The 26,081-nt window shown below is 62.9% G+C and carries 24 protein-coding genes; 13 read left to right on the top strand and 11 right to left on the bottom strand.

Going from position 1 to position 26,081, the window contains the following annotated elements:
- On the top strand, positions 1-1,017 hold the full coding sequence (locus AC13HB_RS06270; RefSeq protein WP_482948879.1) for a M48 family metallopeptidase: 1,017 nt from the start codon (positions 1-3) through the stop codon (positions 1,015-1,017).
- Here AC13HB_RS06270 and AC13HB_RS06265 read toward each other — a convergent pair.
- From AC13HB_RS06265 to AC13HB_RS06235, 7 genes are all read right to left on the bottom strand, one after another.
- Positions 1,014-2,144: an AI-2E family transporter gene (locus tag AC13HB_RS06265; RefSeq protein ID WP_482948878.1), complete on the bottom strand. Its 1,131-nt coding sequence runs from the start codon at positions 2,142-2,144 to the stop codon at positions 1,014-1,016. The two genes, AC13HB_RS06270 and AC13HB_RS06265, sit on opposite strands and share 4 nt — an antisense overlap.
- A gap of 7 nt (positions 2,145-2,151) precedes the next feature.
- Positions 2,152-3,747: a TRAP transporter large permease gene (locus AC13HB_RS06260; RefSeq protein WP_482948877.1), complete on the bottom strand. Its 1,596-nt coding sequence runs from the start codon at positions 3,745-3,747 to the stop codon at positions 2,152-2,154.
- Position 3,748: 1 nt separating this feature from the next.
- Positions 3,749-4,531 carry a TRAP transporter small permease subunit gene (locus AC13HB_RS06255; RefSeq protein WP_482948876.1) on the bottom strand — a complete coding sequence of 261 codons (783 nt, stop codon included), beginning with the start codon at positions 4,529-4,531 and terminating at the stop codon, positions 3,749-3,751.
- A gap of 4 nt (positions 4,532-4,535) precedes the next feature.
- Entirely contained in the window at positions 4,536-5,663 is a 1,128-nt protein-coding gene (locus AC13HB_RS06250) for a TRAP transporter substrate-binding protein (protein WP_482948875.1), read from the bottom strand.
- A gap of 30 nt (positions 5,664-5,693) precedes the next feature.
- On the bottom strand, positions 5,694-6,458 hold the full coding sequence (locus AC13HB_RS06245) for an arginyltransferase (RefSeq protein WP_482948874.1): 765 nt from the start codon (positions 6,456-6,458) through the stop codon (positions 5,694-5,696).
- Positions 6,459-6,499: 41 nt separating this feature from the next.
- The gene (locus AC13HB_RS06240) at positions 6,500-8,368 is read right to left on the bottom strand and encodes an SLC13 family permease (protein ID WP_482948873.1); all 1,869 of its coding nucleotides are present in this window, start codon (positions 8,366-8,368) and stop codon (positions 6,500-6,502) included.
- A gap of 107 nt (positions 8,369-8,475) precedes the next feature.
- Positions 8,476-9,396 (bottom strand): flagellar motor protein MotB, encoded by a 921-nt coding sequence (locus AC13HB_RS06235; RefSeq protein ID WP_482948872.1) that lies wholly within the window; start codon positions 9,394-9,396, stop codon positions 8,476-8,478.
- Positions 9,397-9,482: 86 nt separating this feature from the next.
- Between AC13HB_RS06235 and AC13HB_RS06230 the strand changes: the two genes are divergently transcribed.
- Positions 9,483-9,947: a flavin reductase family protein gene (locus AC13HB_RS06230; RefSeq protein ID WP_482948871.1), complete on the top strand. Its 465-nt coding sequence runs from the start codon at positions 9,483-9,485 to the stop codon at positions 9,945-9,947.
- Here AC13HB_RS06230 and AC13HB_RS06225 read toward each other — a convergent pair.
- Complete coding sequence (locus tag AC13HB_RS06225; RefSeq protein WP_482948870.1) at positions 9,929-12,259, bottom strand: penicillin acylase family protein; 2,331 nt, start codon at positions 12,257-12,259, stop codon at positions 9,929-9,931. The two genes, AC13HB_RS06230 and AC13HB_RS06225, sit on opposite strands and share 19 nt — an antisense overlap.
- A gap of 61 nt (positions 12,260-12,320) precedes the next feature.
- On the opposite strand from AC13HB_RS06225, the gene AC13HB_RS06220 reads away from it, so the two are divergent.
- The 4 genes from AC13HB_RS06220 (at position 12,321) to AC13HB_RS06205 (ending at position 16,621) form a co-directional block, all read left to right on the top strand.
- Positions 12,321-13,184, top strand: a complete 864-nt coding sequence (locus tag AC13HB_RS06220) for an NAD(P)-dependent oxidoreductase (RefSeq protein ID WP_482948869.1) — start codon at positions 12,321-12,323, stop codon at positions 13,182-13,184.
- Positions 13,181-13,702, top strand: coding sequence for a hypothetical protein (locus AC13HB_RS06215; protein WP_482948868.1), 522 nt, complete (start codon positions 13,181-13,183; stop codon positions 13,700-13,702). Before AC13HB_RS06220 ends, AC13HB_RS06215 begins: the two co-directional genes overlap by 4 nt.
- Positions 13,699-14,328 (top strand): trimeric intracellular cation channel family protein, encoded by a 630-nt coding sequence (locus tag AC13HB_RS06210; protein WP_482948867.1) that lies wholly within the window; start codon positions 13,699-13,701, stop codon positions 14,326-14,328. The genes AC13HB_RS06215 and AC13HB_RS06210 overlap by 4 nt, the downstream gene beginning before the upstream one ends.
- Positions 14,329-14,497: 169 nt before the next feature.
- Positions 14,498-16,621, top strand: a complete 2,124-nt coding sequence (locus tag AC13HB_RS06205; RefSeq protein WP_482948866.1) for a putative bifunctional diguanylate cyclase/phosphodiesterase — start codon at positions 14,498-14,500, stop codon at positions 16,619-16,621.
- Between the two features lie 12 nt (positions 16,622-16,633).
- Here the strand turns inward: AC13HB_RS06205 and AC13HB_RS06200 are convergent, their stop codons facing one another.
- On the bottom strand, positions 16,634-17,035 hold the full coding sequence (locus AC13HB_RS06200) for a CpXC domain-containing protein (RefSeq protein ID WP_482948865.1): 402 nt from the start codon (positions 17,033-17,035) through the stop codon (positions 16,634-16,636).
- A gap of 3 nt (positions 17,036-17,038) precedes the next feature.
- Positions 17,039-18,016, bottom strand: a complete 978-nt coding sequence (hemB, locus tag AC13HB_RS06195) for a porphobilinogen synthase (protein WP_482948864.1) — start codon at positions 18,014-18,016, stop codon at positions 17,039-17,041.
- Between the two features lie 578 nt (positions 18,017-18,594).
- On the opposite strand from hemB, the gene AC13HB_RS06190 reads away from it, so the two are divergent.
- The 6 genes from AC13HB_RS06190 (at position 18,595) to AC13HB_RS06165 (ending at position 24,065) form a co-directional block, all read left to right on the top strand.
- Positions 18,595-19,731 carry an isobutyryl-CoA dehydrogenase gene (locus AC13HB_RS06190; protein ID WP_482948863.1) on the top strand — a complete coding sequence of 379 codons (1,137 nt, stop codon included), beginning with the start codon at positions 18,595-18,597 and terminating at the stop codon, positions 19,729-19,731.
- 46 nt (positions 19,732-19,777) lie between these two features.
- The gene (locus AC13HB_RS06185) at positions 19,778-20,854 is read left to right on the top strand and encodes an enoyl-CoA hydratase/isomerase family protein (RefSeq protein ID WP_482948862.1); all 1,077 of its coding nucleotides are present in this window, start codon (positions 19,778-19,780) and stop codon (positions 20,852-20,854) included.
- 33 nt (positions 20,855-20,887) lie between these two features.
- Positions 20,888-21,781: a 3-hydroxyisobutyrate dehydrogenase gene (gene mmsB / locus AC13HB_RS06180; protein ID WP_482948861.1), complete on the top strand. Its 894-nt coding sequence runs from the start codon at positions 20,888-20,890 to the stop codon at positions 21,779-21,781.
- A gap of 66 nt (positions 21,782-21,847) precedes the next feature.
- Complete coding sequence (ldtR, locus tag AC13HB_RS06175) at positions 21,848-22,339, top strand: transcriptional regulator LdtR (RefSeq protein WP_482948860.1); 492 nt, start codon at positions 21,848-21,850, stop codon at positions 22,337-22,339.
- Between the two features lie 228 nt (positions 22,340-22,567).
- Positions 22,568-23,791 (top strand): 5-aminolevulinate synthase, encoded by a 1,224-nt coding sequence (hemA, locus tag AC13HB_RS06170; RefSeq protein WP_482948859.1) that lies wholly within the window; start codon positions 22,568-22,570, stop codon positions 23,789-23,791.
- Between the two features lie 28 nt (positions 23,792-23,819).
- Positions 23,820-24,065, top strand: a complete 246-nt coding sequence (locus tag AC13HB_RS06165; RefSeq protein WP_482948858.1) for a DUF6898 family protein — start codon at positions 23,820-23,822, stop codon at positions 24,063-24,065.
- 15 nt (positions 24,066-24,080) lie between these two features.
- Here AC13HB_RS06165 and AC13HB_RS06160 read toward each other — a convergent pair whose 3' ends face one another.
- On the bottom strand, positions 24,081-24,503 hold the full coding sequence (locus AC13HB_RS06160; protein WP_482948857.1) for a Ros/MucR family transcriptional regulator: 423 nt from the start codon (positions 24,501-24,503) through the stop codon (positions 24,081-24,083).
- A gap of 267 nt (positions 24,504-24,770) precedes the next feature.
- On the opposite strand from AC13HB_RS06160, the gene glyA reads away from it, so the two are divergent.
- The gene (glyA, locus tag AC13HB_RS06155; protein WP_482948856.1) at positions 24,771-26,078 is read left to right on the top strand and encodes a serine hydroxymethyltransferase; all 1,308 of its coding nucleotides are present in this window, start codon (positions 24,771-24,773) and stop codon (positions 26,076-26,078) included.
- Positions 26,079-26,081 lie beyond the last annotated feature (3 nt).

Raw genomic sequence — 26,081 nt, 5'->3', positions numbered from 1 at the left:
ATGTTTCTGGGCGCGACCGGGCTTCGCTCCCATATCTGGAACAACAACCTGAAATCCGTCCTGCTGCTGGCCGGGTTTCCGGTCCTGCTGGTCGCGGTCGGCTATGCCCTGACCATCATGATGACCGGCTTCCAGCCGGTCGATCCGGGGATGGGCAAAGGCGGCGGTCCCGACAATATCTTCGTGTCGGAGCTGGCGCGTCTGCCGATGATCGGCCTCTGGTCGCTCGGCGCCGCAGGCATCTGGTTCGTGATCGCCTGGTTCTTCCACCAGTCCATCATCAATGCGGCGACCGGGGCCCGGCCGGTCGAGCGCACGGACGAGCCGGAACTCTATAACCTCCTGGAAAACCTGTGTATCTCGCGCGGGCTGACCATGCCGAATCTGGCCGTGATCGAGACCTCCGCGCTCAATGCCTATGCCTCCGGGCTGCGCGAAGGCCAGTATACCGTCACCGTCACGCGCGGCCTGATGGACCGGCTGGACCGGGCCGAGCTGGAAGCCGTGCTGGCGCACGAACTCTCCCATATCCGCCACAAGGATGTGCGCCTTCTGGTGATTTCTGTGATCTTCGTCGGGATCATCTCCTTCGTGGCCGAGATCATCTTCCGGCGAATTTTCTGGATGGGCCTGCGCGGTGGCGGCGGCCGCCGCGGCGGTCGGGGCGGGGCACTGGTCGTGGCCCTTGCCGTGGCGATCATCGCGATCGCCTATCTTCTGGCCATCGTTATCCGTTTCACCCTCTCGCGCCGGCGCGAATACATGGCCGATGCCGGGGCGGTGGAGCTGACGCGCAATCCGGACGCCATGATCTCCGCGCTGGAAAAGATTTCCGGCCATGCCGAGATCGAGGACTCGCCGGACGAGGTCCGCGAAATGTTCATCGAAAACCCGAAGACGGGCTTTCTCGGCGTCTTCGCCACCCATCCGCCGATCGAGAAGCGCATCGACATGCTGGTCGAATATGCCGGAGGCAAGCGCCGCAAGCCCGTCTCAAGCGTTCCGACTTCGGGCTAGTCCGTCGCGGCTTCGGCGTCTTCGCCAGCCTCGCTATCCTTAGCTCCGCCCTCATCGTCTTCCTCCTCCAGCAAGCCGGAATACGTCTCGCGGAAGATGAACCAGATGGAGGTAAAGAGGGCGGCGATGACGGGGCCGATGATGATGCCCACGGCGCCGAACAGGGTCAGACCGCCCAGGGTCGAGATCAGCACCATGAGATCGGACATTTTGGCGTCCTGACCCACGAGGCGCGGGCGCAGGAGATTGTCGGAGGTCGACACGACGAGTGCGCCCCAGGCCGCCAGCAGTCCGCCTTCCAGATACTGACCCGAGGCGATCAGCCAGATCGCGGCCGGTCCCCAGACCAGCGGCGGGCCGATCATCGGAATGATGGAAAGGAGGGCGGTCACCGCCGCCCAGAAGATCGCGCCGGGCACGCCGGCGAAATAGAGACCGACACCGGTCAGCCCGCCCTGTACGAGCGCGATCAGGAAAGAGCCCTTCACCGTGGCGCGGATGGTGGAGAGCACCCGTTCCGCCAGCAGGTCGCGCTGCTCGCCGGTCATGGGCAGCAGGCTCACAGCCTTGCGGGCGCTCTGGCGGCCGGTCAGCAGGAAGAAATAGAGGGCGTAGACCAGGATGAAGACGTTCAGCGAGGCGATGAGAAAACCGCCTGTGCCGGCGCGCAGGCTGGAGACGAGCAGACGCCCCATAGTACCGGCCAGATTGCCCAGCTGGGCCGTGATCTCGGCCTGGTACTGGATGATGCTCTCGCGGAAGGGCAGCCAGTCCGGCAGGCCGTCCAGACCCTCCGCCCGGATGTTCGCGACCTGATCGCGTACCCAGGGCGTCACCATACCCGTGACCTCGATGGCCTGATCCACCACGACGCCGAGCAGAAGCGTGGCCGGAATAACGAAAGCGAGAATCGCGGCCACCACGATCAGGCCGGACGCGAGTCCGGGCCGGTCGCCGAGCGCCTTGCTCAGTTTGGTATGCGGTTTGGAGAGGAAGATGGTCAGCACGCCGGCCAGGAAAAGCGCGGCGAGATAGTCCCGGATCATCCAGCCGAATACCGCCGTGATGACCAGGGCCAGGACGGCGATGAAAAGGCGTTCAAGCTGGAGTTTCCGGTCCTGTTTCATCTCGGTCCTATCCGTAGAGCCAGTTCGGTAGTCCGGTCGCCAGCCACGGGATCATGGCCACGGCCAGAATGGCCAGGAGCTGGATGATCACGAAGGGGATGGCACCGCGATAGATGTCCGTCGTCTTCACGCTCTCCGGCGCGACGCCTCTCAGATAAAAGAGGGCGAAACCGAAGGGCGGGGTGAGGAAGCTGGTCTGCAGGTTCATCGCCATCAGCACGCCGAGCCATACCGGATCCACGCCCATCATCAACAGGATGGGCGCGACGATCGGGACCACGACGAAGGTGATCTCGATGAAGTCCAGGAAGAATCCGAGCAGGAACATGACCAGCATGACCACTGCGAGCGCGCCGAACATGCCGCCGGGGACCGCTTCGAGCGCATGCTGCACGGTCTCGTCGCCACCCAGCTCGCGGAAAATCAGTGAGAAGAGCGAGGCGCCGATCAGGATCACGAAAACCATGGCCGAGATCGTCGCGGTCGAGCTCATCACATCGTCCAGCACGCCGGACCGCTTGAGGCGCAAGAGGGAAAGCCCGGCACCGGCGATGGTCAGGATGACCATGGCGCCGGCGAGCAGCGTACCGCCCGCGCCGAGATCGGCTACGTAAAGACGCCGCTCCGCACCGATATTCGCGAACACGATCAGGGCGATAAGGCCCAGCAGCGAGGCCAGTCCCAGATAGGAGAGAATCTGGCCGGCTTTCGGATTGCTGTCGCGCCCGGCATTGCGAGCACCGGCGATGAAGGTCGCACCGACGGCGCCGACACCCGCGGCTTCGGTCGGCGTGGCCAGGCCTGCGAGAATGGAGCCGAGCACCGCGACGATCAGCGCCAGCGGCGGCAGCAGCGCATGCATGACCCCGCCCCAGTTCGTCCCGCCTTCCGGGCGCGGTGCGGCCGGTGCCGAGTTCGGCCGGAAGACCGCCATCGCGATCTGGTAGGCGATATAGAGACCGACGAGGAGCATGCCGGGTATCAGGGCTCCGGCGAAAAGGTCGCCGACCGAGACGATGTCCGGCGAGAAAATGCCCTGCGCACGCTGGGCTTCCTGATAGGCGTTCGAGATCTGGTCGCCGAGCAGGACGAGTACGATGGACGGCGGAATGATCTGCCCCAGCGTGCCCGAGGCCGCGATCGAGCCGGCGGCCAGGGCCGGGTCATAGCCGCGCTTGAGCATGGTCGGCAGGGAAAGCAGCCCCATCGTCACCACCGTAGCACCGACAATGCCCGTCGAGGCGGCCAGAAGCGCGCCCACGACGACGACCGAAATACCGAGACCGCCGCGCAGCGAGCCGAAGAGCGCGCCCATTGCCTCGAGCAATTCCTCGGCGATCTTCGATTTCTCAAGCATCACGCCCATGAAGACGAAGAGCGGCACCGCGACGAGGATCTGCCGGTCCATCTCCATTAGATTGCCGTAGATGCGCTGCGGGAAGGCGCGGAAATGGATCGGGTCGAACATCCCGATCGACATGCCGATGAGGGCGAAGGCCAGCGCCACGCCGGCCAGCGTGAAGGCAACCGGATAACCACGCAGCAGCGCCGCAAAGGCGGCCACGAACATCAGGAAGGGCAGGAGAAAGATGAAGAGGTCCATCTCAGATCTCCGCATCCGCGAGCGCGGCCGGCGTGGCCGGCGCATCTTCGCCGCCGATCGTCATGGCGGCCCGCGCGGCCATGGAGAGGCCTTGCAGGATCATCATCACGGCAAAGACGGGAATGGCGGTCTTGAGCAGGAAGACGAAGGCCAGCCCGTCGCTCTCGCGGGAGCTTTCCAGGATCCGCCAGGTGGAATTCATATAGCCGGTCGAGGACCAGAGAATGAGCGCGCTCATCGGCATGAGGGTGAGATAGGTGCCCCAGAGATCGGTCCAGGCCTTGCCGCGCTCGGTCGCCTTGGCAAAGAAAACGTCGACGCGTACGTGACCGCCGCTGAGCAGGGTCGAGGCCGAGGCGAGCAGGAAGAGAAGCGCATGCATGTAGATCACGCTCTCCGCCAGCTTGGTCGAGGCATAACCGAACACATAGCGCTGGATGACGATGATGGCCGTCGCGACGACGAGGCCGAGGGCGAACCAGCGCGCTGCGCCGCCGATCGTCAGGGCAATCGTGTCGAGAAACGCGATGGCACGGCGGTGAAGGCTCCACACTATCGGCGGCAGGCGCATAAAGCGTCCGGCGAAGGCTGTGATCAGAGGCACAAGCAGGAGCGGTGACAGGGCGAGACCGGCAATGCCGAGTACGCCACCAATGCTCTGTGCGAGGCCGGGCAGACTGGCATTCGCCCAGCTCGCGACGCCGCCGCCCGTCGCCATGTCGATGGCGAGCAGGCCGAGCGAAGCCAGGACGGCGATGATGATCAGGCGGTCGCCCGGCCGCATGGCATCAGCCTCCGAGGACGCGATTGCGCTGGACCATATAGGGCATTTCGGAAATCCGGCCCCACTGGCTCATCGTGTCTCGTGCGGCGCGATAGCTCTCATAGACGCGGCGGGTGAGCGGATCGGCATTGCCGGTATCGGCCACGACCTGTTCGGAAATCTCGCCGATGCGGGTCCAGATCTCGTCCGAGAACTGGCGCAGTTCGACACCGTGCTCATTGACGAGGACATTGAGGGCAAGGCCGTTCTGGTACTGGAATTCGGCGAGGGAGAGATTGTTCGCGGTGCGGCAGGCGGTGGCGATGATCGCCTTGTGGTCGTCGGCGAGACCGTCCCAGACGGTACGGTTGATACCGACCCCGAGGCAGGAGCCCGGCTCGTGGAAGCCCGGTCCGTAATAATAGGGTGCCTCGCGATAGAAGCCGAAGGCCAGATCGTTCCAGGGCCCGACCCATTCAGTGCCGTCGATCGCGCCGGACTGGAGCGCGGGATAGATTTCGCCGCCGGAGAGGGTGACGGCTGCGCCGCCCAGCTCGCGCAGGACATTCCCGCCCAGGCCCGGTATGCGCATGCGCAGCCCCCGGAAGTCCTCCAGCGTATTGAGCTCGCGCTTGAACCAGCCGCCCATCTGGTGACCGGAATTGCCGGCCTGGAAGGGCTTGATGTTGAACTGGCCGGAGAGCTCGTCCCAGAGTTCCTGGCCGCCGCCATATTCCACCCAGCCCATGATTTCCTGGGCGGTCATGCCCATCGGCACGGCGGTGAAGAAGTTGAAGGCCGGCGACTTGCCCTGCCAGTAGTATTCGGCGCCGTGATACATGTCCGCCGTGCCCTCGGAGACGGCATCGAAGGCCTCGAACGCGCTGACGATCTCACCCGCCGCATAGACGCGGACGTCCAGCGTGCCGTTCGACATGCGGTTGACCAGATCGGCGACATTGTTCGCGGCGGTGCCGAGACCGGGGAAATTGGCGGGCCAGGTCGTGACCATGCGCAGGCGGGTCACGCCGCGATTGACCGCCGGTGCCGAAGGCGATCCGCTCGAGCGGCTGTCCTGGCCGGTCTCCCCGCAAGCCGTGGCAACGGTTGCGGCAGCGACCGTCGCGCCGCTCAGAAATGTGCGTCGATCCATCTTGAACTCCCCCGGGATCCTGTAGGCCGGTCAGTCCGGCTCGTGCGTCTCGTCCTCGCGCTCATGGTTAGCGAGTTCGTCGAAGGCCTGCCAGCCCGACGGTGTGAGAACTTGCAGCGGCTGGTAGGACGACTTGTAGGTCATTTTCCGGCTGCCTTCGACCCAATAGCCGAGATAGACGAAGGGCAGGCCCGCGGCCTCGGCCTGACGGACCGCGTCGAGGATCATGTAGGCGCCGAGACTGCGGCGATCCTGATCCGGGTCGAAATAGCTGTAGATCAGGGACAGGCCGTCCTTGAGAACGTCGGTCAGCGCTGCGGCACGGAGATTGCCGTCGGCATCGCGATATTCCGTAACATGGGTGCGTTGGGCACCTTCCTCGACCATCATCACATATTCGCCGAAAGACATGCCCGCCATGTCTCCGTCGCCGTGACGGCTCTCCAGATAACGGGTGAGCAGCTCGTACTGCTCCATCGTCGCGGTGATCGCGTCGGTCGAGACTCGCAGGTCGGCATTCCGTTTGGCGATTTTCCGCCAGCGGCGTTTCCAGTCGAAATGATGCGCATCGACACGAACCGATTTGCAGGCGTCGCAGGCTTCGCAGGCCGGGCGATAGAGCACGCCCTGACTGCGGCGGAAACCGGCATGGGTCAGCGCGTCGTTCAGCGCCGGTCCTTCGCCGATCTCGATACGGGTGAAGACTTTCCGCTCCCAGCGGTCAGGCAGATAGGGGCAGGGCGCGGCTGCCGTCAGGAAAAAGGGTATCTGCCGTGTCGCAAACGGGTGTGTCACTGCTCGACCTTCGACTCAGCGCCTTGGGCGGTCATTCTAACTCAGCTCCAGCCCAGGGCGTAACGCATGGCAATATAGGCCGTAAATGCGATCCAGAACAGGATGACCATGGGGGCGCCCGCCCGCAAGTAGTCGCGGAAGCGGTAATGGCCCGGGCCCATGACCAGCAGATTGGTCTGGTATCCGATCGGGGTGGCAAAGCAGGTATTGGCAGCGAAAAGCACTGTCAGTGCGAACATGGCCGGGTCGCCGCCGGTCAGATTGGCGGCGGCGACGGCGATCGGCGTGAACAGAATGGCGGTGGCGCTGTTGGATAGGACATTGGTGAGCACGGCCACCACGATGAAGAGCGCCGACATGAGCGCGACCGGTCCGTAGGGCGCGAAGATGTTGACGACACCTCCCGCTATGAAATTGGCGGCACCTGTGACCTGAAGGGCCGTCCCCAGGGCGATGGCCGAGCCGATCAGCAGATAGACTCGCATGTCGATTGCCCGCGCGGCCTGGCGCGTATTGAGGCAGCCGCCGGCGATCATGCCTACGGCGCCGAGGAAGGATGCGAGCGCGATCGGAAGGAAACCGGTCGCCGCCGAAAGCACAACGCCGGCAAAGATGATGCGCGCAACCGTCGAACGGCGCGGATCCGCGATCGAGGTCGTGGCCCATTCCATGAGAAGCAGGTCGCGGTCGGCCCGCAGATGACGCATGGCCGTCGATGATCCGAACAGCAGCAGCGTATCGCCGGCCTCGAGCCGGATTTCTCCCATGCGGGAGCGGATCATGCGGCTTCGGCGCTGGATGCCGAGAACGATCGTTCCGGTCGCATGCCGGAAGCCGATCTGCTGGATGGTCCGGCCGATCAGACGCGAGCCCGGTGCAACCACGGCCTCGGTCATGATCAGCGTCTCGCCGGGTGTCGGATCTTCGCCCGGACCGGACGCTTCCAGCATGCCGCGCATGAAGTCGGCGCGCTTGGACAGGAGATTGGTCAGGGTCTGGCGGGTCGCCGCGACGATGACGAGATCGCCGGGCCGCAGCTCGATCTGGTCGAAAGGCGGGAGGAGGGCATGCTCGCCGCGCTGGATCATCCGGACCGTCATGTCCGGCAGGTCCGCGAACATGCCCGCGACCGGCTTTTTGCCGGCCAGCGGATGGTCCTGGGTCACTTCGAGCTGGGCGATGTACTGCTTGCCCTTGCCGCCGGCGATCTCGCTCTCCATGGAGGCGCGTTCCGGCAGGAAACGGGGCAGGATGAAGACGATGTAGATGATGCCCACAGCCGCCATGTAAAGCCCGATGCCCGTGGGGGAGAAGAAGCCCAGTTCGAGCCCACGGCCCGCATGTTCCGGATTGGCGGCCAGCAGGCTGCGGAGCGAATCTGCGACCAGAAGGTTGGTCGAAGAGCCGATCAGCGTCGTCATGCCGGCGAGAATGCAGATATAGCTTAGCGGAATCATAAGCTTGGATGGGCTGGTCTCCATCCGTTTCGCGATCGCGGCCAGAATCGGCACGAACATCACCACCACGGGCGTATTGTTGATGAAGGCGCTGATCACGAAGACGAAGGCGAATATCGCGATCATGGTCCCGCGAGGGCGCTGATCGTAGGAGGACAGCAGCCACTGGGTCGGCCCCTCCATCGCACCGGTCTGGAAAATTCCCTGACCGACGATAAGCAGGCACAGAATGGTGAAGAGGGCGGGATTCGCGAATCCCGCCAGGAGTTCGGCCACGCCGGGATTGCCGTCCGCGAGCGGGAAAAACTCGAAGAAGAGCATCAGGATCGCGACGATGGAGGCCGAAACGATCTCGAGCGGGAATTTGTCCCAGGCGTAGAACACGATCGCGACGGTGAGGCCCGCCAGGATCGCCCACATTTGCCACACGTCGATTGACGCCGATTCAATCATAATGATTTCAGGAAGCTATGGGTGTGATTAGTCCGCACCCGGACGCTAGCATGGCGCAGGCCTGCTTGCGAAGTCCTCCCGTGATCTAATGATGTCGAAGCGACGCGCTAGAGCTCGTGACCGGTCGGAATGACAGGCGCTTCGCGCAGCAGGATGATCGAGATGCGGCGATTGCCCGGCATGTAGGGATCGTCCGGATAAAGCGGTTCGGAGCCGGCCTTGCCGCGTACTTCATAGATGCGGTCGTCGGTGATTCCGGCATCCTGGAGCACTGCGCGCGATGCATTCGCCCGGTCTGCAGACAATTCCCAATTGGTATAGTCCCCACCGGCAGAGGGGGCACTGTCGGTATGGCCGGCGATAGAGAGCCTGTTCGGCAGGCGTTCGGCGATGCGCGCCACGGCGCGCAGCAGGGTCACAGCGCGGTCATTGGGCTCGATGGCACCCGGATTGAACATCGGCCGGCCTTCCTGGTCGATCAGCTGGATGCGCAGTCCTTCCGGCGTTTCATCGACAATGACGTGATTGGACAGCTCGGCAAGTTCGGGCATCTCCTGCATCGCCTGACGCAGCGACATGGCGGCACTGTGCAGCTCCGCGGCCTCGCGGCGTTGCTGTGCTTCCGCCATCGCGGAAGAGGTCACATTGGGTTGTTCCTCGACAGCCACGGGAGAGCCTTCCGGTGCCTGCTGGCGGTCGCGATCATTCATCTGCGGCGCTGTCGGGGCGAGACGCTGGCGCATGGAACTGTCGCCGGAGCCCTGCACGCCGTCATCGCCAGGCGATGTGCCGGCGAGTGGTGCACCGGAGCCGGACGGCGCGGGGGAAACGCTGGCCGGGGCGAAATAGTCGGCGATACCGCGCTTCTGTTCCGGCGTGGTGGTGTTGATGAGCCACATCAGGAGAAAGAAGGCCATCATGGCGGTCACGAAATCGGCGTAGGCGACCTTCCAGGCACCGCCATGGTGCCCGCCACCGCTTCGCTTTATGACTTTCTTGATGACGATCGGCCGATCCGAAGCAGCCATGTCCACCCACCTTGTTTCTTGGTTGCATCCACCTATAGATCGTTAGCGTTAAAGTCCGGTTTCGAAATGCGCTTGCGAGGATTGCCTTGATCGACACCCGCAAATTCCGTGACGCTCTCGGTCGCTATCCGACCGGCGTAGCCGTCGTAACCGCCTTTCACGACGGTGTGGCCAAGGGCATGACGGTGAATTCCTTCGCGTCCGTTTCGCTCGATCCGCCGCTCGTGCTCTGGTCGATCGAATGCGAGTCAGACCGCTATGCGATTTTCCGCGATGCGGAGGATTACGCGATCAACGTCCTCGCGGCCGACCAGGCGGGGCTGGCGCATGCCTGCGCGCTGGATGCGGACCTGCTCGCCAACCGGATCGCCTGGGAAGGCACCAAAGCGCCGCTCCTGCCGGATACCGTAGCGCGCCTGACCTGCCGTCAGCGGGCCGTTCATCCCGGAGGCGACCACGACATCATAGTCGGCGAGGTCACGGACCTCGATGAGCCTCGCGACGCGCGGGCACTCGTCTTTTATCGCTCCACCTATAGCGAGTCCGGCTGAAGCGTCAGCATGTCCGCGTCCGCCGGGGCGGTCTCCGGCGTCCAGTCGGTGCGGATCTCGATATAGTCGCCACGCCCCCAGAGCGGCGCCAGATCGTCATAGTGACGGGACATGACATTGCCCGATTGTCCGGTCGTGATCATGAAGCGCGAGGCGTCGGGATCGGCCATGTCGTAGAGCGCGCGATAGGATGCGCCATGGAAGACGGAATAATCGTCCGGATCGCCCCAGCGCGAGTGCGCTACATTGACCGTCGACCCGTCTCCGGGGATCGGAGTCTCGATCGTGAAGAGCTCCGACAGAACCGGCATGTCCGAGAAGGGCGCGTGCGCATGGCGCGCATAATGGACATCGCCCCACTGCCATGACGCGATGTCATCGCCTCGCGTTTCGACGAGGCGGAGCACGGCGTCGTCCAGGCTTTCGCCCGCGAGCGTCTGGCAGTCTTCCGTCTCGTCCGTCGTAACGTCGTCACACCAATAGCCGAGATCGCCGGCCAGCACGTCGGTCATGAAGAGACGCCGGTCGCCGTACCAGGCATCGAAGAGTTCACCCAGGTCATCGGCATAGACACGTCGCGACAGCTCGCGCATCCAGGCCGAGTAGATCAGGGGTTCGGGACGGTCGACGGCCATGTCGGCATTCCAGTCGGCCAGCAGTGCAAGCGCGGACTGTCCAGCCTGGCTGTCAGGTTCGGCCTCGAGCAGGACCGGCAGGATCTGCTGGGCCATGTCGGAGACCGTATCGATCTGGAGATCGGCCATGGAATCGAGGTCGTGGCGCTCGCGCGCTTCTATACCTGCATAGATGCGCCGGATTCGACTGGCGCCATACCAGTCGCTGGTCAGGTAGTAGGGGTAAGCGTCCGGCACGATCTTGTTGTTTGCGGTGGCGATAAAGCCGCGGTCGGGATTGCGCGTGTGCGGGAGAATGTCGAAGGGAAGGGTGGATACCCAATTCCCGGCCTCGTCCCGGACGGGGATGCGGGCGGGGGCATAAAAGCCGATATCGCCGTCGCGTGCCGCGAAGACCATGTTCTGCTGGGGCGCGACGAAGTCTCGGATCGCATTGACGAAATCGTCCCAGTCATCGCCGCGCAGAATGTGCAGGCCGACCCCGGTCGTGGCGTCGTCAGGTTCGTCGAGCATCCATTGCAGAGCGAAGAAATCCGCGCCTTCGGGAACCGGATAGTCGAAATGTGCCGGATCGAGCACGGGGCCGGTCGCCGTCTCCCGACGGGTAATGGTGACGTCCTCGCCAAAGCGCACGCGGATGATTTCCTCGCGGCTGCCGGACACGTCGTTCTGAGTGACGGCATGAAGATCGCCGACATCCGGTCCGGTATTGGTGAAGCCCCAGGCGATATCGTCATTGCGTCCAAGGGTGACAAATGGCGTGCCCGGCAGGGTGGCGCCCACGACCGACCCGGTCGGCGTGGTCAGCCGGGCGAGATACCAGATGGCCGGTGCTCTCAGGCCGAGATGGGGATCATTGGCGAGTATGGGTTGACCCGAGACCGTACGGCTCCCCGAGAGCACCCAGTTGTTCGATCCGTCGCGGCCGGTATCGTCCGGTCCGGTAACGGGCGCAGGGTCTTCGCCAGTTGATGGAGTAGCGGGCGCTTCTAGGCCGATATCCGCCATGGTCAGCGAGCGCGGCGCATTGTCGGGATAGCGGCCGATGAATTCGCGCGCCCTGCTTTCCCCCAGCGCCTCGACGAGCGCATTCCTCGCCGGTTCGCTGAAGGCATTGCCGAAAAGGTCGAGGGCGATGGCCTTGTAGACCACGACGGTGTCTGCCGGGGTCCACGGCTCCGGGGCTGTCATGAGAATCTGGAATTCCGGCGGCGCGACGAAGCCAGGCGCCTCGATAACGCTGTTCACGCCCTCGGCATAGGCGTCGAGCGCGTCGAGAACATCCGCCGGCAGGTTCGACACCGCTTCATCCGAAGCCGGACCAAGCCCCATGGTGCGGAAGAAAATGTCGGTTTCCAGGCCGGGCTCGCCCAGGATTTCGGCAAGACGGCCCCGCAAAGCGCGCCGGGTGATTTCCATCTGCCAGAGGCGGTCCTGCGCATGGGCGACACCCAGCGCGCGGAAGGCGTCGGCATCGGCATCGGCGAAAATGTGGGGCACGCCGTAAGAATCGCGAACGATCCGAACCGGCGCCGACAGATTGGCAACGGTCATTTCGCCATGCGTCTGCGGGAGCGAGGCATAAAGCCGGTTTGTCAGGATGAGTGCCGCGATGACGCCCAGAATAACGAGACCGACGACGGCATAGCCCGTCGTACGAAGGACTGTTCTGATCATGATGACTTGCTCCCCATTCGCGGGAAGACTAGCAAGGTGAAAATCGTAATGGGAGATGGCAATGTCACGGTGTGCGTTCCTTGGGCTCGGCGTCATGGGTTTTCCGATGGCCGGTCATCTGGCGGCCAAGGGGCATGCTGTGACGGTCTGGAACCGTACGGCGAGCAAGGCCACGGACTGGGCGCGGTCTCATGACGGAGAGGCCGCGGACAGCGTGGAAACGGCGGTCGCCGACGCCGATTTCGTCTTCGCCTGTCTGGGCGATGATCCGGATGTCCGGGCGGTCGCGGAAAAAGCACTTCCGGCGATGAAACCCGGTGCCATTTTCGTGGACCATACGACAGCCTCGGCAGAGCTGGCGCGCGAACTCGACCAGGATGCGCGCGACGGCGGTATCGGCTTTCTCGACGCGCCGGTGTCGGGCGGTCAGGCCGGCGCCGAGAACGGCGCGCTCACGATTATGTGCGGCGGTGAGCCGGACACGTTTTCGCGCGCCGAGCCGGTCATGGACGCCTATGCCAAGGCCGCATCGCTGATAGGGCCGGCCGGAGCCGGACAGCTCGCCAAGATGGTCAACCAGATCTGTATAGCCGGCATCGTCCAGGGCCTATCCGAGGGCCTACATTTCGCGAAACGGGCCGGGCTCGACCCGGAGCTTATGATCGGGGCGATCTCGAAAGGGGCGGCGCAGTCATGGCAAATGGAAAATCGTTGGCAGACCATGGTCGAGAACGAGTTCGATTTCGGCTTTGCGATCGACTGGATGCGGAAAGATCTTCGCATCACACTTGAAGAGGCTCGCCGCAATGGCGCCCGTCTTCCGGTCGCAGCGCTCGTCGACCAGTTCTATGCCGATGTGCAAGAGATGGGCGGGAATCGCTGGGATACGTCCAGCCTGATCGCGCGACTCGAGCGCGACTCATGACGGGGCCGGTCGAACTTATAAAGACCGATCCGGTGGCCATGGGCGTATGGCTGCGGCTTCGAAATCTTTTCGCAGCCTGGCGCGCCATTCTGTTCGCCGGGTTTTCCCGTCGTGCGCTCTACCAGTTTTCCAATGATCAGCTCACACCGCTCACGCGGGCATCTCACTGGAAGCTCGGTCTCGGTCTTCTTGGAGGGCTATCGGATGCGCAGCTCGGCTTCCTCAAGACTTATGCCGAGCTCAACGCGCTCCGGGTCGATCGGATTTTTCGCGTAACCGCCCTCATTCTTGTGACATTGCCGGTCGGTATTCTTGTCGGGCTGAACGAATTGCAGCCTGGTATCTGGGAGCGTTTCGGATTCAGCGAGATCGAAGGCGTGATCACGACTTTCGGGGTCTGGCTGATGTTGTCGGGTTATCTGATGGTCGCGGCGTGGCGCGCACGCGACATGGCCGATTTGATCGCTTTCGAGATCGCGCGCCGTGAGCTTGCAGACGCGAAGGGGCCGGGTCAGTGAGCGTGGAAACGCTTTTCCTGTGGCTCGACTATGCCGGCATCGGCTTTTTCGCCTATTCCGGCGGCATGCTTGCAGCCCGGAAGGCGCTTGATCCTTTTGGCGCGGCGATTATCGGGGCGGTAACGGGCATGGGGGGCGGCACGCTGCGTGACATCCTGCTGGGTGAACTCCCGGTCTACTGGGTGGCCGAGCCGCGCTACCTGTTCGTAGCCGTCGCCGGCGCACTGGCCGGCTATTTCACCTCCCCGGGCGCGCAGGCAATCGCTTCGCGGCGGGCGGCTTTGGTCTGGGCCGATGCTATCGGCCTTTCCGTATTCAGTGTGCTTGGTGCTCAAGCCGGCCTCGCCGCAGGGGCACATTGGACGATCGCCCTTCTGACGGGGACGATGAGCGCGGCGTTCGGCGGTCTGCTGAGGGACGTTATCGTAAACGATGTCCCGCTGGTTTTGAGAGCGGATATCTACGCGCTGGCTGCACTGGCAGGAGCGGCCGGGTATGTCTCAGGGACAGCGCTGGGCTTCAATACGAGCCTTGTCACGCTGGTTTCGGCCGTGCTCGCATTCTCCTTGCGGGGCTGTGCGATCCGCTACAAATGGAGCCTTCCCGCAATCAAGCTGGGCGACTAGGCGGGCAGGTGGTTTCACGCCTAAAGGCGGGCCGCTTTTATGGTTCATCATTGGTGAACGCGTTATTCACTTAAATTCAAAGACTTCGAGTTAAAACAACCCTTGGAAAAGACCTCAAAGAAAGGCCTCCGGGGTGGGAACTCAGCTGCAGCGACAATTGACGTCATATGTGAACGTCGCGGTTCTGCTCAGCCTGATCGGTTCCGTGCTGGCCATCTATTATTTCATCGGACAATTGAACCGGCAGGCAGTCGAAACGGACAACCAGCTCGTCCAGACCGGGTTCGCGGCACTGATATCGGAGAATGAGGGTATCGTCGAAAGCCTCGCGGTCGCCCCTGAAGCGTCGGCGCTTTCGCGGAGCGGGGATTTGACCTGGCTGGATACAGCGGGCGGTGCCCCCGAAGAGCCGGCGCCGTTCGATCTGGCGCTGTTTCATCTATCCGATTCCAATGAGAGCCTGACCTGGAGTGCGGCAGGCGATGCGGTCGCCATCACGCCCGCCGAGCGCGATATCGTGCTGGCCGATCTGCGTGCAGCAGAGCGGCGTGGCGCTCGCTCCGGGACACATGTAATGCAGCGGGGCAATACGCCCTTTATCGTCTCCGCGACCCGTCTGGCCGGAGCAGGCGGGGATAGGGCCGGGCCGGACGACAACCGACCCGTCCTGATGATCGCGCGCGAGCTCAACTCCCGCCGGGTCGCCAATCTGGGCGACCTTTTCGGCGTGAACTCGGTGCATTTCTCCGAAGCGCGCACGCGGGCGCCCAACCAGGTCGAGCTGCAGGATGCGGCGGGGCATTCCGTCGGCGTGCTGACCTGGCTCGCATCGACACCGGGCTATTTCACGCTTCGCGTGGCGATTTTCCCGATTATCGGCTATGTCGGCCTCTTTCTCATCCTGGCCATCGTGATCGGGCGGCGCACGGCCAGCCTGGGCAATGAGGCGCGGAAGAATGAAAGCCGGGCGATCGACGCGGCGCGGCGGGATCGTCTGACCGGGCTACCGAACCGGAATGGGTTCAATGATATTCTGGAAGGCGAGAGCGCGAACAGGGCCGCGCTGGACGGGCAGGCGGCCGTCGTCTTCGTCGATCTCAACGGTTTCAAGTCCATCAATGACCGGGCCGGTCACGCCATCGGCGACGAAGTGCTGCGTCTGGTGGCGCGGCGTCTTTCGGCAGTCGTCAATGATGAAGGGGCGCTCGCGCGGATCGGGGGCGATGAATTTGCGGTCATTCTGACTGGGCCGAAAGCGACGCGTCTCGCCATGCCCATTGCCCGGAGATTGATTTCCTGCCTCGAAGTGCCGCTCGAGATTGATGAGGCCTTCTACGAAGTCGGCGCCGCCGTCGGCGTCGCGCTCTCGACGCGGGCGCACACCCTGTCGCTGGTCGAACTGGTCCAGAATGCAGACGTCGCCATGTATCGCGCCAAGAACGAGCAGATGACGCGGCCGCTCTGTTATGGCGGCGAGCTGGAGCGCGAAGTTCGTGCGCGGCGCGAAATGGCCAATGCGATCCGTGTCGGTATCGCCTGCGAGGAATTCCACGTCGCCTATCAGCCGATCGTTCGCTCCCGGGGCGGAAACATTGCCTCGGTGGAAGCCCTTTTGCGCTGGAGCAGACCTGGCCAGCAGCCGGTGGGGCCGGATGAATTCATCCCGGTTGCCGAAGATGCCAAACTCATCGCGCCGCTGGGCGAGTTCGTGCTTCATACGGTTTGTCGCGAAATCGCGCCGATCGTGGGCCTCAATGTGGCGATCAACCTGTCACCCGCCCAGCTCAAGGACCCCGATCTCTGCGAACGTTTCACGCGCATCCTGAAAGAGTACGACATGCCGCCCGAGCGCATGGAAATCGAGCTGACCGAGGGCATCCTGGTGGACAATCTCGCCCGGGCGAAGTCGCGCCTGCGCGATTTCTCGATGTCCGGCTTCAAGGTCAATCTCGACGATTTCGGAACCGGCTTCGCAAGCCTTGGCTATCTGCGGGCCTTCAAGTTCGACAAGATCAAGATCGACAGCAATTACGGTGGCCGGTGCGATACCGATCCGAACGCGATGCAAACCCTCCAGGCACTGGCACTTCTGTCGAAGACCTTCAACATGGAAGTCGTTGCGGAAGGCATCGAAAATGCCGACCAGGCGCGGATGGTCCGGATGCTGGAGCTCGACTACATGCAGGGCTGGCATTTCGGGCGACCGATGCCGATCGAGGACCTCATTCAGCTGATCGAGGCCGGTGTGGCGCCGATCGATGCTGAGACCGCGATAAAAACGGCGCAGGCCTAGCCCGATCAGCGACTAGTAGCGCCCGCACCGGATAGGCTTGGCGCGAATGAACGCGACTATCGCAAAGACGGCACCGAACACCGCCAAGCCTCCAATGGCCCACGCGGGATAGGCGAATATTTCGTTGGAAACATAGCCGCCGAGCGTGTTGATCAGGGCTGCCAGACCAAGGCACCAGCCCAGGACGAATGCTGCGATCAGAAAGCTGTACGGCCACAGTGGCATGCGGAGGCGCATGCCGCAGTTCGGGCATTTGATGGGGTGCAGTGACCCGGCGACGGTGGGGCGAGCGAAGGAGCGGAAGCCGCCAGCGCGTGTCTCGGCCTCCCATATCTCGTCTTCAAGTGCCGCCAGCGCCGCGATTTCCTCAAATCGATGCTGGCAGTCCGGGCAGGTGATCTTACCGGAAGCCACCCGTCACCCCAGAAGCTTCGCGGCCCGCGCAGCGTAATAGGTGACGATGCCGGCTGCTCCTGCGCGCTTGAAGGCGAGGAGGCTCTCCATCATGACGCGCTCCCCGTCGATCCAGCCATTGGCGGCTGCGGCCTCGATCATCGCGTACTCTCCGGACACCTGAAAGGCATAGACCGGCACCGGGAATGTGTCCGACAAGGCCCGGACGATATCGAGATAGGGCAGGCCCGGCTTGACCATGACCATGTCGGCGCCCTCGGCGATATCGAGTTCGACTTCCCGCAGGCATTCGTCCCGGTTGGCGGGGTCCATCTGATAGGTTTTCTTGTCCCCCTTCAGCGCGGTCGCCGAGCCGATCGCTTCGCGATAGGGGCCGTAGAAGCCGGACGCGTACTTCGCCGCATAGGACAGGATCATCGTGTCGTGATGTCCGTCGCTTTCCAGCGCCTCGCGGATGGCGCCGATGCGCCCGTCCATCATGTCCGAGGGCGCGACCACATCGCAGCCCGCCTGGGCTTGCACGAGAGCCTGGGCGATCAGCGTCTCGACCGTGGCATCGTTATCGACTTTCTCGCCGTCCAGCACGCCGTCATGACCATGCGTGGTGAAGGGGTCGAGCGCGACATCGCAGATCACGCCGACATTGGGCGCGGCATTCTTGATCGTGCGGATCGCCTGCGGCACAAGCCCATCGGGATTGAGCGCTTCCGATCCGGCCTCGTCTTTACGGCTATCGGAAATGTGCGGGAAGATCGCCATGGCCGGGATTCCGAGCGCTTCGGCTTCCTTCGCCGCCTTGGCGAGAGCCGGCAGGGAGAGACGCTCCACGCCCGGCATCGCTGTGACCGGCTCGGTCGGATCGGCGCTGTCGGACACGACGACCGACCAGATCAGATCATTCACTGACAGTTCGCTCTGGCGGACGAGGCGGCGGCTCCAATCGGCTTGCCGGGTGCGGCGCAGGCGGGTCGTTGGGTACATCACGATCTCTTTCCGAGCTGGGTACTGACAGGGATAGCGAGCCGCAAACCGTCTGTCACTGCGGCGTTTGGGGGCTAGGGTTAGTGATCGAAGATGAGGCCGAGAATCCCGATCACAAACGCCACGGAACCCATGACTAGGCAAATCAACAATGGATGCATCCCCATTGTACCGAGTATCATGATCAAGAGTATTACGCCCGCCCCGAGCCCGAGCTTCCATCGCCAGCTGTAGTCCGGGAAGTGGATCAAGGCCCGGCAGTGCGGACAGCGACGCTGGCTTGGCAGCCAACGGGAAATGATCGGATCGGTAGGCATGTGAGTGAGCTCGCGACGAGCGGAATGCCGGCTAATTGGCATGCTGCAGGATGGACAGGGGCGGATACGCGCTGAGTTCATGACGACACACTCTGTAATGTTTTGTCCGGAAAGGAAGAAACGGCAGTGCCCCTGCGCTCTCGTTTCAGTCTCTAACACATATCAAACTTGCCGCGGGCGGAAAGCCGCGTTACGGCTCCAGCCAAATTCTCGGGACAAAATCTGTCCCTCTGACACCTTATTAGCAACAGGAGCGCTGCTGTGAATTTCGAACTCACAGAAGATCAGACCCTGATCCGCGACATGGCGAGAAAATTCGCCAATGACCGACTCAAGCCGAATGCCGCCAAGTGGGACGAGGAAAAGCATTTCCCCGTCGAGGCGATGCGCGAGGCTGCCGAACTGGGTTTTGCCGGTATCTACACGCGTGACGATGTGGGCGGATCGGCACTGTCGCGGCTGGATGCGGCGATCATTTTCGAAGAGCTGTCGCGCGGCTGCGTCGCCACCGCGGCCTTCCTGTCCATTCACAATATGTGCGCCTGGATGATCGACACCTGGGGTAGCGAGGAACAGCGCCAGCGCTTCCTGCCCCAGATGATGACGATGGAGAAGATCGCGTCCTATTGCCTGACCGAGCCGGGGTCCGGCTCCGACGCGGCGAGCCTGCGGACAACGGCCAGGCGGGACGGCGATCATTACGTCCTCAACGGTTCCAAGGCCTTCATCTCCGGTGCGGGGACGTCCGACTATTACGTCGTGATGTGCCGGACAGGCGGCGAGGGGCCGAAAGGCGTCTCGACCATCCTGGTCGAGAAAGACACGCCCGGTCTGTCCTTTGGTGCCAACGAGAAGAAGATGGGCTGGAACGCACAGCCGACGCGCGTCGTGACCTTCGAGGATTGCCGGGTGCCGGTCGAGAATCGTCTCGCCGAGGAAGGCATGGGCTTCACGCTCGCGATGAACGGCCTGAATGGCGGCCGGATCAATATCGGCGCCTGCTCGCTGGGCGGTGCATCGGAAGCCTTCGACGTGGCGAAGGAGTATGTCGGTACGCGCAAGCAGTTCGGCCGCGAGATCGGTCAGTTCCAGGTCACCCAGTTCAAACTGGCCGATATGGCGACCGAACTAGAGGCCGCCCGCATGATGCTCTATCGCGGAGCAGCCGCGATCGATGCCAAGGACCCCTCCGCGGCGAAGTATTGCGCCATGGCGAAGCGTTTCGCGACGGACACGTGTTTCGACGTCGCCAATCAGGCGCTGCAACTGCACGGCGGCTACGGCTATCTCAAGGACTATCCGCTCGAGCGCATCGTGCGCGATCTCCGCGTCCACCAAATTCTGGAAGGCACGAACGAGATCATGCGCGTCATCATCGCCAAGGACGTGATGAAATAGGCTTGGCCGCGTAACCCTTTTGCACCGGAACAGGGACCGAGTATCCATGACCGACGAACCGGAAATCATTGCCCGCAAGACCGGCCAGATCGGCCGGATCACGCTAAATCGCCCGAGGGCACTCAATGCGCTGACGCATGGCATGTGTCTGGACATGATCGAGGCGCTGGAGGCCTGGCGCGAGGATGCGGACGTGAAGGCGGTCGTGGTCGACGGGGCCGGGGAGAAGGGTTTTTGCGCCGGTGGCGATATCCTCAAACTGCACAATTCGGGCAAGGCGGGCGATGATCAGGCCTGGCTGTTCTGGCGCGACGAATACCGTCTCAACACGCTGATCTATCATTATCCTAAGCCCTATGTGGCGCTGGTCGACGGGATCACGATGGGCGGTGGTGTCGGTGTGTCCGTGCATGGCTCGCACCGTGTGGCCGGCGACCGGACCATGTTCGCCATGCCGGAGACCGGGATCGGCTTTCACCCCGATGTGGGCGGGGCCTTCTTCCTGCCGCGGCTTGCGGGCGAGATCGGGACCTGGATGGGGCTGACCGGCGCGCGCCTGAAGGCGGCCGATTGTGTCGCGGCCGGGCTGGCCACCCATTACTGCCCGTCCTCTCAGTACGACGCGCTCCTGTCCGCCCTCGAAACCGCCGATCTGTCGGACGAGGATGCACTCGAGGTCCTCCTGGAGGAGCATTCCGGCGATCCGGGTGACAGCGAGCTGGGGCACACGCGCGGCCTGATCGATGCCGCCTTCGCCGGCGATGATGTCGAGGAGATCGTTTCGCGCATCGAGGGTGCCGGTGACAGCTGGTCTGCCAAGCAGGCGAAGATCATCGCGAGCAAGTCTCCGACCGCCCTGAAGCTCACTCTGGCCTGTCTGCGCAAGGGCGGCGATCTGTCCTTCGAGGATGTGATGCGCCAGGACCTGCGCGTGTCGAGCTGGTGCCTGACCGGCAAGGATTTCTACGAAGGCGTGCGCGCTGTCATCATCGACAAGGACAATGCGCCGAACTGGTCGCCGGCCTCGCTCGCCGATGTCGACGACACCGCCATCGAAGCCGCCTTCGCGCCGCTCGATGCGGAGCATGAAATGACGTTTCTCGGCGAGACCGCCGGGGCTTGAACAACAGGACTGACGAGACGGGGAGAGGGCGCCATGGCGACGATTGCTTTTATCGGACTGGGAAATATGGGGTCCGGCATGGCCGTGAACCTGGTCAAGGCCGGCCACGACGTCCGGGCTTTCGACCTTAGCGAGGCGGCGGTCGCCAAGCTGGTGGATGCCGGTGCAAGCGCGGCTGGGTCCGCTTCCGAAGCCGTGACCGGAGCAGACGCCGTCGTCACCATGCTGCCGGCGGGCAAGCATGTGCGCGCCGTCTATGAAGGCGAGGTCTTTACGGCAGCTGCTCCCGGCACGCTCTTCATGGATTGCTCCACCATCGATGTGGACAGCGCGCGGCATGTCGGCGCCCAGGCCGTGAGCAAGGGGTTCCGTTTCGTGGACGCACCGGTTTCCGGCGGCGTGGCGGCAGCGACGGCCGGTACACTGACCTTCATGGTCGGCGGTTCCGAGGACGATTTCGACGCGGCAAAGCCGTTCCTGGAGGCCATGGGCAAGGCGGTCATTCGTGGCGGCGATCTGGGCGCCGGGCAGGCGGCGAAGATCTGCAACAACATGCTGCTCGCCATTACGATGATCGGAACGTGCGAAGCCTTCGCCCTGGCCGAGAAGCTGGGGCTCGACCAGCAGAAATTCTTTGACATCTCCTCGAAAGCTTCGGGGCAGTCCTGGTCGATGACGTCCTATTGTCCGGTGCCGGGGCCCGTGCCCGCGACGCCGGCCAATAACGGCTACAAGCCGGGCTTCGCCACGGCGATGATGCTGAAGGATCTGAAGCTCGCCCAGGACGCCGCACAGAGCGCCGGCGCGACCACGCCTTTGGGCGCCCAGGCGGAGTCGCTTTATTCGCTGTTCGACAATCTCGGCGGCGGTGCGAGCGACTTTTCCGGAATCTACAAGCTGCTCGATGGTAGCTGGTCCGCGGATTAAGCGGATATTAGGCCTCCTCTTGTAGCCTTCACGCACAATAACCCAGAAAAACGGGTGGAGAGTGTGATGGCTATGGCAGAAAACATGGAGCCGGATGCGGCTCCGAACTTGGAATATCTCGAGCTTTTGCAGCTGGTGGAACGACTTCACCGGCAGCTGCTCGATGTTGTAAAAGACGAGCTGGATCGGGAAGGACTGGATGATCTCAATTCGGTCCAGGCCTTGCTGCTTTTCAATATTGGCGATCAGGAACTGACCGCCGGCGAGCTGAGAACGCGCGGCCACTATCTCGGCTCTAACGTGTCCTACAATCTCAAGAAGCTGGTCGATGCGGGCTATATCCGCCATGAGCGCTCCGCGGTCGATCGTCGTTCCGTTCGCGTCAGCCTGACCGAGACCGGCCACGCGGTGCGCGAGCAGCTCAACAAGATGTTCGCCCGTCAGGGCGAAGCCCTCGCGCCGGTCGGTGGTGTGGACGTGTCGCAGCTGCCGATGATGAATACGGCGTTGGCACGGATCGAGCGGTTCTGGTCGGACCATATCCGCTTCCGCATGTAGCCGGGCGGCCATGGCCGAAAGACAGACGGGGCGCGTCGGTTTCTGCCGGCGCGCCCTTTTTCTGTGCTTACATCTGGTTTTTTCGGCGCTAAAGACCCGGTATGATCGGGCGGCCAGGTTTTTTCATGCAGGTGCGGCGCTTCGTCCGCTCGCCTCTCTGCAGATTTGTCTTTAAAAGCCGACTCGTAACGCCTTGTGCCGCGTACTGATGTGAGAAAGGCCCGTTAGATGGACTACCAAACCGCGTTCGAAGATGCCGTCCGCCGCGTCAAGGCGGAAGGCCGTTACCGGGTCTTCGCCGATTTGCTGCGCCGCAAGGGCGATTTCCCCGTTGCGCGCTGGCGCTCTCCGGACGGCGGTGTCCGGGACGTAACGGTCTGGTGCTCCAATGACTATCTTGGCATGGGGCAGGTCCCCTGTGTCGTCGAGTCGATGAAGAAGGCGATCGACGATGTCGGCTCCGGGGCCGGCGGCACGCGGAATATTTCCGGCACGACCCATTATCACGTCGAGCTCGAGCGCTCGCTCGCGGACCTTCACCAGAAGGACGGCGCGCTCCTATTCACATCCGGCTATATCGCCAATGAGGCAACGCTGGCCACGCTGGGCAAGATTCTGCCGGGGCTGATCATGTTCTCCGACGAGCTGAACCACGCCTCGATGATCGAGGGCGTGAAGGGGGCTCGTTGCGAAAAGCGGATCTGGCGCCATAACGATATCGAACATCTCGAGGAATTGCTCGCGGCGGCTCCCTATGACGCTCCCAAGGTTATCGCATTCGAGTCGGTGTATTCGATGGACGGCGATATCGGACCGCTCGAAGCGGTCTGCGATCTTGCGGACAAGTACAATGCGCTGACCTATCTCGACGAGGTCCATGCCGTGGGGCTGTACGGGCTGCGCGGGGCGGGCATTGCCGAGCGCGAAGGCCTGATGGACCGTATCGACATCATCGAGGGCACGCTGGGCAAGGCTTACGGCGTCATGGGCGGTTATATCGCCGCCGACGGCGCGATCGTGGATGCCATCCGGTCTATGGCGCCCGGTTTCATTTTCACCACGGCGCTGCCGCCGGCTCTCGCAGCAGGTGCGCGCGCGAGCGTCGAGTACCTCAAATCCGCTCACCATCTGCGCGAGGAGCACCAGGAACGGGCTGCCACCCTGAAGGCTCGCCTCTCGGATGCCGGCTTCCCGGTCATGCCCTCGGAAACTCACATCGTGCCCGTGAAGGTCGGCGACCCGGTTCTCTGCAAGCGCATTTCCGACATGCTTCTGGAAGAGCACGGCATCTACGTTCAGCCGATCAATTACCCGACCGTGCCCCGCGGTACGGAGCGCCTGCGCCTGACGCCGACGCCCTTGCACACGGACGAAATGTTCGATCATCTGGCCGAAGCGCTTGATGATGTCTGGACACGGGCTTCCGAGCAGACGGGGGTCGCCCGGGCCTGATCGCGCTTCTGTCGGGAACGGAGTGCGGATGACGCAACGGGAAATCTATCTGGAAATTCTGGCCGTCGGACAGGCTCTCCGCGTCGCCGCGATCGATGCGGAGACGGCGGAAGAGGTCGTCTTCCAGGTCCCCAAGCATGCGTCACGGTCCGAGATCGAACGGCTGGCTGTCGCGAAGGTCGAATGGAAGCTCAAGCGCCTGGCCGGGGAGGGCGACTCCGACCCCGAAAAGAAACGGCCGGACACTGGGTCCGGCCGTGGAATTCGTGTCTGAGCGGGGTCTGACCCGTCAGCTGCCCTTCTTGCCGCGGCCGAGGCCGATATCCTTGGCGAACTGGGAACGCTTGCGCGAATAGGCCGGAGCGACCATCGGGTAGTCAGACGGCAGGTTCCATTTGCGGCGATAATCGTCCGGCGACATGTTGTATTGCGAGCGCAGATAGCGCTTCAGCATTTTCAGCTTCTTGCCGTCTTCGAGACAGACGATGTAATCGTCGCTGACCGATTTGGACACCGGAACGGCCGGCTTGGATTTCGGCTCGCTCTTCACGACGGTGTCGGAAACTTCCTTCATCGTTGCGTGTACGGACTTGATAAGTTCGGGGACGTTATCGGCCGGCATGGAATTGTGCGACAGGTAGGACGCGACCACGTCGGTGGTCATGCGAAGAAGTTCTTCCTTGTCGATATCCGGGATCATGTCGTCAGCCATCGTCTTACCTTCCGTTCGTAGATTATTTTGTAGGCACCAAAGAATAGAAGATTCATTTGGGGCGAATTGAGCGATATTATGATGCGCTGATCAGTTCAAGCGTAATGTAGCAGAAAATCAGGTGACGGAGCTAATTGTTACAGAAAAGCAAATATTCGAAATTCAGAATTGTCGATCCTGCATGCATCCGTATTCCGTCCCGCACAGGCCGCTTGTGCGAGACCGCGGACAGCCTTATCACACGTGCGAAAGCAGCGAGGAAGCGACATGCCGGATACACAGGCCGAAAGCGCCAACAGCACCCCGTTCTTTACCCGCTCGATCGTGGAATCCGATCGTGAAGTGGCACATGCCATTCACGCGGAAATCCAGCGTCAGCAGAGCCAGATCGAGCTGATCGCTTCGGAAAACATCGTTTCGCGGGCCGTTCTGGAGGCCCAGGGGTCGCCGCTTACGAACAAGTATGCGGAAGGCTATCCGGGCCGCCGCTATTACGGCGGTTGCGAGCATGTCGACGTGGTTGAGAACCTTGCCATTGAACGGGCCAAGGCCCTGTTCAGCGCCGCCTTCGTGAACGTCCAGCCGAATTCGGGCAGCCAGGCCAATCAGGGCGTGTTTCTGGCCCTGCTCAAGCCGGGCGACAGGATTCTCGGCATGTCGCTGGATGCAGGCGGTCACCTGACGCACGGTGCGCGCCCGAACATTTCCGGCAAGTGGTTCGAGGCCCACGCTTATGGCGTCCGCGAAGACAATGCGCGGATCGATTACGACGCGCTGCGCAAGCAGGCCCATGAGGTCAAACCGCAAATGATCATAGCGGGCGGGTCGGCTTATCCGCGCGAGATCGATTTCGCTGAGTTCCGCAAGATCGCCGACGAGGTCGGGGCCTATCTCATGGTCGATATGGCGCATTTCGCGGGCCTCGTCGCGGGGGGTGTCTATCCCAACCCGCTGCCCCATGCGCATGTTTGCACGACCACTACCCACAAGACGCTGCGCGGTCCGCGCGGCGGGATGATCCTGTCCAACGACACGGATCTCGGAAAGAAGATCAATTCGGCCATTTTCCCGGGTCTGCAGGGCGGACCGCTCATGCACGTGATTGCCGGCAAGGCGGTGGCCTTCGGCGAAGCCCTGCAGCCGTCGTTCAAGGATTATGCCCGGCAGGTGGTGGCCAATTGCCAGGCCATGGCAAAGGCGATCACCGACGGCGGGTATGCGATCGTGTCCGGCGGCAGCGACAGCCATCTTGCGCTGGTCGATCTGCGGCCGAAGGGACTCAAGGGCAATGCTGCGGAAGCGGCGCTCGAGCGCGCCTACATCACTTGCAACAAGAACGGTGTTCCGTTCGACCCGGAAAAGCCGACCGTAACCTCAGGCCTTCGCGTCGGCTCACCGGCGGCGACGACGCGCGGTTTCGGCGAAGCCGAGTTCAAGCGGGTGGGCGAGTTGATGGTGAAAGTGCTCGACGCGCTTGTCGACAAGCCGGACGGCGATGCCGATGTGGAAGCCGCTGTGCGCGAAGAAGTCATCGCGCTCACCTCGCGCTTCCCAATTTACCCGGAACTGGCCTAAGGT

The sequence above is a fragment of the Maricaulis sp. B-26 genome (genome assembly GCF_056857855.1).
This window is presented reverse-complemented; position numbering and strand designations above follow the sequence as displayed.